7 protein-coding genes are annotated in these 13,642 nt (G+C 62.3%); 1 reads left to right on the top strand and 6 read right to left on the bottom strand.

What is annotated here, in order from left to right:
• Positions 1 to 336: 336 nt before the first annotated feature.
• The 5 genes from ACIQY3_RS14615 to pvdM form a co-directional block, all read right to left on the bottom strand.
• Positions 337 to 4,467, bottom strand: a complete 4,131-nt coding sequence (locus tag ACIQY3_RS14615) for an amino acid adenylation domain-containing protein (protein ID WP_403020497.1) — start codon at positions 4,465 to 4,467, stop codon at positions 337 to 339.
• A 136-nt stretch (positions 4,468 to 4,603) separates the two neighbouring features.
• A complete protein-coding gene (locus tag ACIQY3_RS14610) occupies positions 4,604 to 6,262 on the bottom strand; it encodes a cyclic peptide export ABC transporter (protein ID WP_163913436.1) in 1,659 nt (552 codons plus the stop codon).
• Positions 6,263 to 6,392: 130 nt separating this feature from the next.
• Entirely contained in the window at positions 6,393 to 7,280 is an 888-nt protein-coding gene (locus tag ACIQY3_RS14605; protein WP_403020479.1) for a formylglycine-generating enzyme family protein, read from the bottom strand.
• Positions 7,281 to 7,439: 159 nt separating this feature from the next.
• Positions 7,440 to 8,723, bottom strand: coding sequence for an aminotransferase class V-fold PLP-dependent enzyme (locus ACIQY3_RS14600; RefSeq protein WP_403020475.1), 1,284 nt, complete (start codon positions 8,721 to 8,723; stop codon positions 7,440 to 7,442).
• Positions 8,720 to 10,090, bottom strand: coding sequence for a pyoverdine-tailoring dipeptidase-like protein PvdM (gene pvdM / locus ACIQY3_RS14595; protein WP_403020473.1), 1,371 nt, complete (start codon positions 10,088 to 10,090; stop codon positions 8,720 to 8,722). Before pvdM ends, ACIQY3_RS14600 begins: the two co-directional genes overlap by 4 nt.
• A 253-nt stretch (positions 10,091 to 10,343) precedes the next feature.
• Here pvdM and ACIQY3_RS14590 point away from each other — a divergent pair, with 253 nt between their 5' ends.
• Positions 10,344 to 11,972: a PvdJ/PvdD/PvdP-like protein gene (locus ACIQY3_RS14590; RefSeq protein ID WP_403020471.1), complete on the top strand. Its 1,629-nt coding sequence runs from the start codon at positions 10,344 to 10,346 to the stop codon at positions 11,970 to 11,972.
• 268 nt (positions 11,973 to 12,240) lie between these two features.
• On the opposite strand, the gene ACIQY3_RS14585 is transcribed toward ACIQY3_RS14590, so the two are convergent.
• A complete protein-coding gene (locus tag ACIQY3_RS14585) occupies positions 12,241 to 13,635 on the bottom strand; it encodes an efflux transporter outer membrane subunit (RefSeq protein WP_403020469.1) in 1,395 nt (464 codons plus the stop codon).
• Positions 13,636 to 13,642: the final 7 nt, after the last annotated feature.

Here is a 13,642-nt window from a genome sequence, read left to right as displayed (position 1 = left end):
GAATGTCGGCTGACACGCCCTCTTCGCGAGCAAGCCCGCTCCCACAATTGTTTGGTGGTGTTCACAATATTTGCGGCCAACGCTGTTCCCTGTGGAAGCGAGCCTGCTCGCGAAAGCGGTGTGTCAGCTGCATGAATGTCGGCTGACACGGCCTCTTCGCGAGCAAGCCCGCTCCCACAATTGTTTGGTGGTGTTCACAATATTTGCGGCCAACGCTGTTCCCTGTGGGAGCGGGCTTGCTCGCGAAAGCGGTGTGTCAGCTGCATGAATGTCGGCTGACACGCCCTCTTCGCGAGCAAGCCCGCTCCCACATAGGGATTGCGTGCCGTTACCCGGTCAGCTACAGGACTTGCCCTGGCCGCCGAGGAACACGTCGGTAAACGACGCCAGCAACGATTCGGCGTAGATCATGCTGCGGTGCGGCAGCGGGGTGTGGATTGAGGTGTGCAATTGGCCTGTCACGTTGTGGGCCCTGAGCAGTTGTTCCGAAAACTGCACTTGCTCCAGGGTTTTGTGCGACAGCGACCACCAGCAACTGACCTGGACCTTGAGCCGCGGCAGCGAGAACTCTTCGAATGCCGCCACTAGTCGTTCGTGGATCGCAAAGGCTTGCGCGTTCATGATCTCCTGCTTGATCCCGTCCAGGGTCGCGATCATTTCCTGTTCCCCGGTCGCCGTCTGTTCGCTGGCCCAGCGATAGAAGGCCTTGAGGTCGGCGGTCGGGTTTTCGGCGATGAAACTCGTCGCCGCCGTTTCCAGGTGCCCGAACATCAGGGTGAACACTTCAAGCGCCGCCTTCAGTTCGTTTTCCGCGCTGAGGTGGTTCGGGTTGTCCTGTTCCAGCGGCTTGCGCGGCAGGTCGGCGGGCAAGTCACGTTCCGGCACGTTGGTGTCGACCAGGCCCAGGAAACTCACCTCGTGGCCTTGCTGTTCAAGGCGCGCGGCGATGTCCATGGCGATGGCGCCGCCCAACGACCAACCCATCAGCCGATAAGGCCCGTGTGGCTGCTGCTCGACAATCTGCGCGCTGTAATCGGTGATCATCTCGGCCCAGGTTTGCGCGCCTGATGCCTTGTCGGCGAAGCCCTTGTGCATCACGCCGAAGGTTTTGGCGTGGGGCGCGAGTTTCTTCGCCAGTGGCTGGTAGCAAAATACGATGCCGCCGCTGGGGTGCAGGCAGAAAAGTCCGGGGGCCGAAACCGTCGAGGCATTCAGCGCGACAACAGATTGTGCGTTTTGCTGATGCTCCTGGGCGATGAACCTGGCCAGCAATTCGACCGTCGGGTAAGCGAGCATTTGTTGCAACGCCAGTTTTATCCCGAGACGGGCATGCAACTGCGAGATGAATTGAATTGCCAGGATCGAGTGGCCGCCGAGTTCGAAAAAATTGTCGTCTAAGCTGACCCGTTTGACCTGCAAGGCTTCCTGCCAGAGTTCGGCCAGGGCTTTTTCCAGTGAGGTCACCGGGGCAATGAAAGGGCGCTGTGACTGGCTCAGGTCTGGCAGTGGCAGGGCTTTGCGGTCAACCTTGCCGTTGGGCGTGAGCGGCAATTGCGCGAGGAACAACAGGTGCGCAGGCACCATGTAGTCCGGCAATTCTGCCTTTAGGCTGGCCTTGAGTTCGGCGCGCAACGCGGCTTCATCCTCGACAGCCATCGCCGTAACTACATAACCCACCAGTTGTGGACCAGTCGGGCCGTCCTGCGCCACCACCACAGTTTCGCGCACGCTTTCGAGCGCAAGCAAGCGCGCTTCGATCTCGCCGAGTTCGATGCGGAAGCCACGGATTTTCACTTGATGGTCGATGCGGCCGATGTACTCGATCACGCCCTCGGCGCGGTAACGGGTCAAGTCGCCGGTGCGGTACAGGCGCTCGCCGCTGGAGGAAAACGGGTTCGGCACGAAGCGTTCAGCGGTTAACGATGGACGCTCGAAGTAACCGCGCGCGAGGCCGTCGCCGCCGATCAGCAATTCACCCGGTGCACCGATCGGGTTGAGTTCCAGGTCACTGCCTAGGATGTACAGCGCGGTGTTGTCGATTGGCTTGCCGAGGTAGGGACGCGGGTTCTCGCGCGTCAATGGATGCAGCGCCGACCAGATCGTGGTTTCGGTCGGGCCGTAGAGGTTCCAGACCTTCGGCGACAGCGCGAGCATGCGCTGGGCGAGTTCCTGCGGTAGTGCTTCACCGCCGCACAGGAACACGCGGTCAGCCAAAATCGACGCTTGTTCATGGTCGAGCAGCATGCGCCAGGTGGATGGCGTGGCTTGTAGCACTGTCACACCGTGGCGCTCGACCAGGTCGAGCACGGCTTGCGGATCTTGGTGCACGTCCTTGCCGGTCAGCACCACACGGGCGCCGGCCAGCAACGGACCGTAGATTTCCAGGCCGAAAATATCGAACGAGAAGGTGGTCAGCGACAGCATGCGGTCCTGGGCCGTGAGGCCCGGCTGATGGACCATGCTTTCGAGGAAGTTGCACAGGGCCGCGTGGCGCACCATCACACCTTTGGGTTTGCCGGTGGAGCCGGAGGTGTAGATCACGTAAGCCAGGTGTTCACCGCTCAGCGCCACCGTTGGGCAGGTTTGTGGATACGCCGCCAGCCATTCGGTCGGCTGATCGAGCAGCAAGGTGTTGAGCCCGATCGGAATCGGCAATTGTGCTTGCAGATGGGATTGGGTCAGCAGCAGTTCAAGACCGCTGTCCTCGATCATGTAGGCCAGACGATCCTCGGGATACGCCGGGTCCAGTGGCACATAAGCACCGCCCGCCTTGAGGATCGCCAGCAACCCGACAATCATTTCCACGCTGCGCTCTACGGCAATGCCCACCAGCCGATCCGGGCCGACGCCGGCTTCGATCAGCTTATGCGCGAGCTGGTTGGCGCGGCTGTCCAGTTGCGCATAGGTCAAACAATCGCCGCCGACAATCAACGCCACCGCATCCGGCGTCTGTTCCGCCTGAGCCGCGATGCGCTGCTGCACACACGGCGCCTGCGCAGCTTGCTCAACCACCCGATGCCAATCCTTCAGCATCACGTTTTGCTCATCGCTATCGAGCAGCGGCAGTTCGCCGATCCGCTGACAGCAACCATCGACGATGCCTTGCAGCAGGTTTTGCCAATGCCGAGCCAGACGCTCGATGGTCGCCGAAGTGTAGAGATCGCGGCTGTATTCCAGGCCCGCGACAACGCCGTGTTGCGAGTACGCAACGTCCAGCGACAAATCGAACTTGGCTTGACCCAACCCCGCATCAAGAAACTCCAGCGCCAGTCCATGCAGATCCATGTGCGCAGGCTCGCCGCTGTCGGTGCGCCAGTTGAACAGCACCTGAAACAGCGGATTGGCCTGCGCGCTGGCCTGCAAGTTCAGGGCATCGAAACTCAACTCCAGCGGGTAATCCGCATGGTCCAGGGCCGCCAGGGACTCACGGCGCAGGCGCTGCAGGAAATCGCTGCAGGACAGCATCGGGTCGAGGCGTACGCGGTACACCTGACTGCTGACAAAGAAGCCGACCAGCCCTTGGGTTTCGCTGCGATTGCGCGTGGCGTTCGGCACACCAACGGTAAAGTCCCGCTGACCGCTGTAGCGGCTCAACAACAATTGCCAGGCGCCGAGCGCGACCACGAACGGCGACAGGCCCTGTTGTTGGCAAAAGCGGTTCAGGGCCGTCGACAGAGAGCCCGGCAGTTCAAATTCATGCTTGCCCGCGGGATGGCGCTGTTGCGCACTGCGGGGCAAATCCACCGGCAAATCCAGGGTCGGCAACGGCGTGCCCAGGTAGTTTTGCCAGTAGTCGGCGCTGTTGGCGCAGGTCGCGCTGTGCAGGTAGTCACTGCGTTGCCAGGTGGCGTAGTCGGCGTATTGAATCGGCGGACGGGGCAGCGGCGGGGCGTCTGCGTCGCTGGCCTGGGCGAAGGCGCGGTGCAGGTCCTGCATCAGGATCGCGTTGGACCAGGCATCGGAAACGATGTGGTGCATGTTCATCAGCAACAGGTGTTCTGCGGCGCCGACCTTGAGCAAGGTCGCGCGCATCAGCGGCGCCTGGCGCAGGTCGAACGGCGCGCCTGCCTGGGCCTCGATGCGCTGCGCAATCTGCCGGGCGCGGTCTTCGTCGACGAGTTCGGACAGGTCTTCCACGCCGAGTACCAGACTTGCCTGATCATCGACCACTTGCATGGCCACGCCGTCGATCTCGTGGAATGCCGTGCGCAGGATGTCGTGGCGATCCAGCACCCGGTTCAGCGCGATTTCCAGACGTTGGGCTTGCAACGCGCCGCTGATGCGCATCACCCGAGGCAGGTTGTAAGCGGCGCTGTCCGGTGTCAGTTGCTGCACAAACCACAAGCGTTGTTGGGCGAAGGAGAGGGGCGCCGGGGTGTTCTGCGCGCGGGCGGCGATGCCTTGGGGTTGATCACCGGCATCGGCCAGCAGCAGCGCCAGTAAATCATCATCGATCATGTCGTTCATCGGTCTCTCGTCGTCGGCGACCGCCTGGGCGCTGACGGCTTGGCCGGACATCGCGCCCACACGGGTAAACATTCAGTGGGTAACGGCCGGAACGCGGGGGCTCCGGCGGATTGACAGGCATCGGCAGGGAACGTGATCAGACCGCCGTCAACGATTGCTTCTGCGCGACGACCCGTCCGCCCTCCATCCGCACCAATTGGTCGGCGACATCGAAGTAACGGTCGTCGTGGGAAATGACGATGATGGTCTTGCCCAGGTATTTGAGTTCCGGCAACAGCTCGGTGTAGAAAATCCGGCGGAAGGCCGGGTCCTGGTCGGCGGCCCATTCATCGAAGACCAGCACCGGGCGTTCTTCCAGCCAGGCGTTCAACAGGGCCAGGCGTTTGCGCTGACCTGTGGACAGGTCGGTGGTGCTGAACGCGCCATCGCGGATGCTCACCTTGTGTGAGATTTCCAGGCGTTCCAGGTAACGGTTAGCGTCCTCGGGAACGTTCTGCTCGCCTTGCACCAGTTCATCGAACAGGTAGTAGTCGGCGAAAATAGTGGTGAACAACTGGCGATAATCGTCGCGGTTATGCGCCAAAACCGGTTTGCCGTTGAGGATGATTTCCCCGCCTTGTGGCGCGTACAGCCCCAGCAGAAGCTTGATCAGTGTGGTCTTGCCGCCGCCGTTCTCGCCGACGATAAACACGATCTCGCCCTGGGCGATGGACAGGTTGACCGGGCCGAGGGCGAAGGGCTTGCTGCCGTCCACCGCTGGGAAAGCGAAGTGCACGTCGCGCAATTCCAGGTGTTCGACCACCGGTTTCGGCGCGTCTTTGTCGCTGAGCAACAGGTGCGGTTCCGGCGAGGAAAACTGCTCCGCCAGGTCGGCGATGCGCTTGAACGCAATGTTGGCGCGGCTGACCACCGGCAGGGTGGTGATCAGGTATTCCATCGGGCCTTTCATGTACAGCAGCACCAGCACGAACCCGCTGAGCACCGCTTTATCCGAGCCCAGCCACATCGATTGCAGGACCAGCGCCAGGCCGATCACCACGAAAAACAGCATCGAACCGAGGGTCTTGGCCACCACGAAGGTGTTGACCGCGCGGATGTGGGTGTTGCAGATGAAATCGGCGGTGCCTTCGATGCGTTGGCTGAACATGCGTTGGCGGCGCGGGCGATGGATACGCAGTTCCTTGGCGCCGGCGGCAATTGCGCTGTAGTGCTTTTGCAGTTCGTCCTCGGCTTCGCGCGCAGCCTGGAAACCCTTGATGCCTTTGGAGCGGGCCACGTATTGCAGCGCGGTGCCGATCACCAGGGCGACCATCAGCAGGGCAAACATCGGCAACGACAGGTAGGCCAGGTAGCTCAGGCAACCGAGGGTGACGGTGAACGCAATGGCCAGCGGCGCGAAGGAAAACGCGAAATCACTGACGGTGTCGACGTCGTGGGTCAGCACCGGGATCAGTCGATAACTGCGGAAGCGCTCGATCTGTTCGATCGGTGCCAGCAGGACTTTTTCCCCGAGGGATTTTCGCAGCCCGGCAATGATGTGCTGGCCGACATGGTTGGTGCCGATGTCCGACAGGATCGACGTCACCAGTGCCACCGCGCACAGGCCGATAAAGGTGAGCACCACACGGGTGGACGGGGTGGCGGCGGCGTTTAGCGCGTCGTTGATGGTCGCCAGCAGCGCGGTGATGCTGAGGCCGCCGAGCATGCCGAGCATGATCGACACCACAACGATGACCCGGAAAGGCCTGAGCAGGCCGAGGACTTCACTGAAGGCTCCGCGGGATTTTGAGGTCATGGAAGTTTCCGCTTCAAGTGCCGCTAAGGGCAAAGGTTCAAGAGTTTGGCTGCTTGAAAGACGAAACCCGTGGGCGACGATTTAGCCGCTCACGGGTTTGTTGCACGTCATGCGACGGGAGGTGGGCGCCTCACAGATCCCGGGCGACGCGAAAGCCCAGCCAGTCGCCACGGGTATCGGGGTAGGTGGCGTTGCGATTGCCCGAACGGGAGAACACCGGTGCTTCGCCCCAGTCGTTGCCGCGAATGCGCCGCACCTTGCAGTCGCCGCTCAGCCAGGCACTGCCGTCGCTTGGCGCGCCGACATAGTTCTCGTTAAAGCAATCGGCGGTCCACTCGTAGACGTTGCCGTGCATGTCGTACACGCCGAAGGCGTTGGCCGGGAAACTGCCCGCCGGCGCGGTGAAGTTGTAGCCATCGGCCGCGCCGTAGGTGTTGGCGTGCTTGGCGATGCTGTATTCCTTGCCTTCGTCGAACGGGAAGGGGAACGGTCCGGTGCTGCCGGCGCGGGAGGCGTATTCGCGCAGGGATTCGCTGACCAGTCGATAGGCCTTGCCGGATTTTTTCGACAGCCACGCCACGTAGGCGTTGGCCTCCTCGAAGTCCATGCACACCGCCGGATGCTTGGCCGTGCGCTCGTAGCGCGGCACGCCAGCCTTGCACTCGCGGCCCGGACGGGTATCGCCGTCGGGCATCACGTAACCGGTGTCGCGCAGGTAGGCGTCCCATTCACCGGCCAGCACCTGGAAGCGGCTGATGGCCAGGGGTTTGGCGAACGTCACCGGGTGCAACGGGCCTTCATCTGGTTCGCGACCGACTTCATTTTCCGGGGTGCCCATGGTGAACGTGCCGGTGGGCAGCACGACCATCTCCGGACAATCCTTGCAGTCCTTGAACACCTTGCCCGGCTGGGTAGGCGCGGCGGCTTGCGCGACGCCCGGCAGCAGGCAGGCGGCCACGGCGGCGAAAGCCAGTGCGGGGAGCGTCTTCAAGGAAAAACTACGCGGCTCACTGTTCATCATCTCTCTCGATACAAAGGTAAAAGGAGTCGTATCTGTTCAATGCGCATCCTTGTAGGAGCGGGCTTGCTCGCGAAAGCGGTGGGTCATTCAGCCTAAGTGTTGACTGACCCGGCGCCTTCGCGAGCAAGCCCGCTCCCACAGGGGGGATGGCGTTGTTTAGCCGAGCTGCGTGCTGAGCAGCGCCATGAAGCGGTCGATTTCAGCTTCGGTGTTGAGCAGCCCCGGCGCGGTGCGCACCACCGGGCCGACGTCGCGTTCCACCGCATCGGCGACCACTTTGTTTTGCATCAGGTACGCGGCGATCTTGTCGCTGTTCTTGCCCTTGACCCGGAAGAAGCTGAATCCCGATGACAGCTCGGGGCTCAGCGGCGTGACGAGCTCGATCTGCGGGTGGGCTTGCAGGCGTTTCTTCATGTAGCTGTTGAGCGCATGGATGCGCGCCTGGACGTCGGCCTTGCCCAGTTGCAAATGCAATTTGAAGGCTTCGTTCAGCGCCCAGCGGTGTTCGAAGGAGTGGTAACCGCCGGGGGTCATGGTGGTGGAAAACGCCGTGGCTTCGGAGAAGGTCGGGATGATCGGCGTGACGTATTTGACCTCTGCGCTGCGGCTGCAAACGATGCCGGTGCCCCGCGGGCCGAACATCCATTTGTGGGTGCCGGCGATAAAGAAGTCGCAGTTCATGGCCGGGAAACGCAAGTCCTCGACGCCAAAACCGTGCACGCCGTCGACCAGGTAAATGATTCGGTCCTGATCGCTGCGGTTACGGTTGTGTTTGTCCACCAGGGCGCCGATTTCCGCGATCGGGGTTTTCACGCCACTGCCGGACTGCACCCAGGTCATGCCGAGCACGCGGGTTTCGGGTTTGATGCCTTGGTCGATGGCGGTCAGGATTTCTTCCTTGGTGACCGTCTGCGGATCCTTGAACAACCGGAGCTTGCGCACCTTGGTACCGTCGCGCTGGGTGCGCAAATCGAGGATGGTGTGGGTGGCGTAGTGTTCGTGGACGGTGGTGAGGATTTCCTGATCGGGGCGCACGTGGACACCGCCGTAAATCATCGCAAGGCCTTCGGTGGTGCTGCCGGTCAGCGCGATCTGCTTGGCATCGGCTTGCAGGTAACGACCGGCCCATACGCGAACTTCTTCTTCGCGCTGCTCGATAACGCCCAGGTCCCAATCCATCGCCAGCCCAGGGTTTTTATCGAGGGCGGCGCGGTGCATCTCGATGGCGTCGCGCACGGGTTTGGGGTGCGAGGTGATCAGGAAATTGGAGAAGTGCAGGTAAGCCGGGTCCTGGTCGAACAGTCGGCGCAGTTGCGTCCATTTGTCCCCGGACAGCGCTGCCGACGCTGCGGCGTTGGCGGCAGAGGGCAGGCCGGCAGTCAGCGGCAGGCCGGCGGCGAGGATGCCGGCCTGTTTCAGAAAGGTTCGACGATCACTCATGGTTTGCTCTTGTCCTGCTGCGAAATCAATGCGGGCTTGGCGGCTTTCTGCACCTGGTCCCAGACCCGCAGGAAGTTGCCACCCCAGAGCTTGGCGATGTCCGCTTCGGAGTAGCCGCGCGACAGCAGTTCGGCGGTCACGTTGCGGATTTCGCTGACGTTCTCCCAGCCTTTGACGCCGCCGCCCTCGTTGAAGTCGGAGCTGATGCCGACGTGGTCGATGCCGATTTTGCGCACGGTGTATTCGATGGCGTCGCCGAGGTCCTTGAGGCTGGCCTTGGGTTCCTCTTCAAGGATCGCGTAGAGGCCGCTGGCGTACTGGCCGAACTTCTGCTCGGACCAGGCGGAGATGATCGGGTCGCCCGGCATCAGCGCCATCGCGAGGTTCGGCAGGGGCGGCAGGTCGAAGCGCTGGCGCAGTGCGTTGAGCTTGTCCTGGGTCGGCTGCGACAGCGGCTTGAGGTATTGCGAGAAGCCGACGATCTGCACCACGCCGCCGCTGTTTTTGATCAGTTGCAGTTCTTTGTCACTGAGGTTGCGCGGGATATCCACCATGGCCCGTGGCGCGGAGTGCGAGGCCACCAGCGGGGTGCGGCTCAGCTGCGCGACTTGCTCCAGGGCCTTGGTCGACATTTGCGAGACGTCGATGATCACCCCCAGGTCGTTCAGGCGCTGCACTGCTTGTTTGCCGAGGTCGGAGAGGCCGTCGAGGGCGTCCGGCGAATCGTTGAAAAACGGCAGGGGCCGCGAGGAATCGGCCCAGTCGTTGTTGCCGATGTAGCTGAACGCGAACATGCGCATGCCGCGCGCCGTCCACAGGTCCAGCAGGTTCAGGTCATGACCCAGCGGGTAGGCGTTGAGCATGCTGATGAAAATGGCGAACTTGCCTTCGCCGTGCAGGCGACGGAAATCGTCGGGGGTGTAGGCGATGGCGACCTGATTGGGGAAGTCGCGGACCATCCCGGTGATGATCTTGTAGCGGATCTCCTGCTGGTTGCGCGCTTCTTCGAGGAACCCGGCGGTGGGTTTGTGCGGCGCGTTGGCGCCGTTCCAGATTTCCGGCCAGCCGAAAATCGTCAGGGCCGCGCCGGAGAGATGGCCGCGATTGGCCTTGACCAGGTCGAACTGGCCCTTGCCATCCTTGTCCGCCTCGTTGCCCTGGGTGCCGAAGTTCTGCATCAGGCTGACGTGGCTGTCGAAAGACAGCATGCGTTCGTGGAGTTCGTCGGCCTGTTTCATCACCTTGACCGGGTAGCCGGGGTTGTCCTTGAACCAGTAATCCCAGGCTGCATAGCCTGCACCGGCGCTGATCGCCAGAGCCAGCGGCAGGCCGATGTAAAGAGCCTTTTTCGAACGTGGTTTTGTCATTGCCATCTCAGTCAGGTTCGCCGTCGAGGTGCAGGCGCAGGGGCCTTTGCTATCTGGGAAGAACGAGTGGCTGGCGGGAAAATTTAGGTGGTTTTGATGGCCTCTTTGCGAGCAAGCCCGCTCCTACATTTGATTTGTGTGCGCCTCGGTCCAATGTGGGAGCGTGGCTTGCCCGCGAAGCTCTTAAATTTGTCTTGGGGGTGAACGTTCTAGCTTGGATAAAGCCTGCTTCATGGCTGACACAGGTAGGGCAATGACGATTTCTCGACGATGGTTCATGGCGGGCCTGGCGCTGACCGGCGCCGCCGTGCCTGCGGCTTTTTATGGGCATCGCGAATGGACGAAGCCGGACCCGACGATTACCCCTGGTGAAGCGACGGTTGATTTGGCGGACACCGCGGGCCAGCATCTGGCGAACTCGCTGCGGGGCGTCTGGGATGTTCGCTTCGAAGGCGCGCAGGCAGGCCTCGACGGTTTGCCGTTGCAGGGTCTGGAACTGTTGCTCGACGTCGCCCAGCGCGGTCGCGGCTTGCGCGGCTATCTGGACACCGCGCAGCAGTTGCGTGAAGACGATGAGCCGCGTTATCGGGTCATGGGCGATCTGGTGTCGCCCAAGCCCGGCGAGATGTACTGGCGCCTGGTCGATACGCAATCAGCCAACGGCGCAGCGACTTATGAGTTGTCGGTGATTCTCGATGAAGTCTGGGCCGATTTCGGCAACGCCGGCAGTGGCACCCTCAGCGGACGCATTCTGCGGCTGGACCGTCCCCTCGGTTTGCCGGCGCTGGACAATCGCTTTGTTGCGCACAAACGCCTGTTTCCCGAAGCACGGGAGCGTACCGGCCTGAATCCGACGCTGCTGGCGTGGCTGATTTCTCCGGAGCATCGTTTGTTCCATCAGCTCTGGCACGCATCGCGGGACAAATGGCACACGCTCTCCGAGGAAAAACGCGGGGCCTTGCGCGGGATTGGCTGGCAGCCCGGCCCGCGCGACAAGGAGCGCGATGCCCGGGGTCCGAAGAAGGATCGCAATGGCTCGGGCGTGGACTTTTTCTTTATGCACCGGCACATGCTCGCCACCGCGCGTTCGATGCAGGACCTGCCATCCTGGCCGAGCTTCCCGATGCCGCAACCGGAGCTGGAGCGGGATCGCCAGGGCTTTGCCCGCTACTTCGACAACCACGACGGGGCTTCACTGCCGCCGACCTGGCTGGCGGGCGAGGACCCGGAATACACCCAGTGGGTCAGCGACATCAAGACTGCCGAGACGTATCACAGCAATTTCCAGGTCTGGGAATCGCAGTACCGTGATCCGCGTTACCTGTCGAAGCTGACCCTCGGGCAGTTCGGTTCGGAAGTCGAACTGGGTTTGCATGACTGGCTGCACATGCGCTGGGCGTCGGTGCCGCGGGATCCGTCCAATGGTCAGCCGGTACCGTTCGCCAGGGATCCCTCGGACTTTTCCGCGCGTTGGTTCGGGCCGGAAAACGATTTCCTCGGCGACCCGTTTTCCTCCCATGTGAACCCGGTGTTCTGGCATTTCCACGGCTGGATCGATGATCGGCTGGAAGACTGGTTCCGTGCGCATGAGCGCTTTCATCCGGGGGAGGTCACGCGGCTGGAGGTCAATGGCGTGCCATGGTTCGCCCCGGGTCGCTTCGTCGAAGTGGACGACCCCTGGCTCGGCCCGAGCACCCACGGTTGCAGCACCACGCCGGGATTGCAGGCGGGCAAGTCGGTGGAGATGGACCCGGAAACCATGAAACTCGCGCTGCGCATCACCTTCGGCACCGACGAAAAGAAACTCGCCGACCTCTTCCGCCGCGTGCCGCAACGGCCTTGGTATGCGCGGCATTTGAAGGTCAAGCAGCGGCAGGCTTGAGTACCGCGTTATCGTTCATTCGCGAGCAGGCTCGCTCCCACAGGGAATCTTTGGTGAACACAGTATTTGTGAACACCTGAGATCCCCTGTGGGAGCGGGCTTGCTCGCGATAGCGTCGGCACATCCAACATTAATCTCGACTGACACGCCGCCTTCGCGAGCAAGCCCGCTCCCACAATTGATCTTTGGTGAATGCAGTATCTGCGTGCGCCATAGATCCCCTGTGGGAGCGAGCCTGCTCGCGAAAGCGATCTGACATTCACCGCCATTACAACGCCTGCCACCCCCCACCCAATGCCTTGTACAACGCAATACTCGCCTGCAACCGCGACAGTTTCAGTTGCACATTCAAATCCTGCGCCGCATACAGCGTGCGTTGTGTCTCCAGCACCGTGAGCAAATCTTCGGCGCCAGCCTGGTAACGGTTTTGGGCGATGTTGAAGGCGGTTTGGGCCTGGCTCAGTTCTTCGCTTTGCCATTGGCGTTGTTCGTCCAGCCCGCGAATGCTGTTGAGGGCTTTTTCGACGTCGGCGAAACCGTTGATGATCGCCCCGCGATAGACCTCCAGCAATTCTTGCTGGCGTGCGGTGGCCTTGTCGCGCTCGGCGCCGAGGCGGCCGTTGTTAAAGATCGGGGCGACGAGGCCGGCGGTGAGGTTGTAGAACGGGCTGCGCATGATGTCGCTCGCGCTGTTGGCTCCGGAACCGATGTTGGCGCTGAGGGTAACGGAGGGCAGCATGGCGGCGCGGGCGACGGTGACGTCGGCCTGGGCGGCGGCCAGTTGTGCTTCGGCGCGGGCGATGTCCGGGCGGCGGCTCAACAGCTGACTCGGCACGCCTGCGCCGATCGCGGGCCATTGCAGGTGATCGAAGGATTCGTTGATCGGCGCGAGTTCCTGCACCGGCCGGCCGAGGAGGGCGGCGAGGCTGATCAGCGCTTCGTCAGCCTGTTGCTGCACCGTCGGCAATTGCCGCTGTTGCGCCGCGACCAAACCTTTCTGCTGGGCCAGTTCCAGGGCGGTGGCCGAGCCGGAATCAAAGCGGGTCTGCACCAGTTTCAACACACTTTGGGCATTGGCCAGATTGAGTTCGGCAATCCGCCGCTGTTCGCGCAACGACAGGGTTTTCGTGTAGCTGTTGGCCACACCGCTGAGCACCGTCAGCTCCACGGTGGCTTGATCGAATTCGCTGGCTTTCAATCCGAACTGCGCACTGTCCCGGGACGCACGTTTGCCGCCCCAAAAGTCGATCTCGTAACTGGCGCTGAGGTTGGCATCAAAGTAATCCACCGCCTCGTTGCTGCTGTCGGCATCGAGCTGACTGTAACCATTGCCGCGCAGCAGTTTTTGCCGGTTGGCATTCGCCCCGGCCTTGATCTCCGGCAACTGCGAGCCGCCGGCAATCACCGTCCCGGCCTGAGCCTGACGCACCCGGGCGACCGCTGCCGCAAGGTCGAAACTGCCGACCCGCGCCTGTTCGATCAGGCGATCCAGTGGTGGGCTGCCGAATTGCGTCCACCACTGCGCATTGCTGCGCGCGGCGTTTTCGTTGTGGGGCGATTGCCACGCGGCGGGCGGTGCGAGGCCGCTGTCCGGGCGCGGGGCAGGGCTGCCGCACGCGCTAAGCAACAGGCAGATAGTCAACAGGCTCAATGGCGGCTTCATAGATCGA

It is taken from the genome of Pseudomonas sp. NPDC096950 (assembly GCF_044762525.1).
Classification (GTDB): Bacteria; Pseudomonadota; Gammaproteobacteria; order Pseudomonadales; family Pseudomonadaceae; genus Aquipseudomonas.
This window is presented reverse-complemented; position numbering and strand designations above follow the sequence as displayed.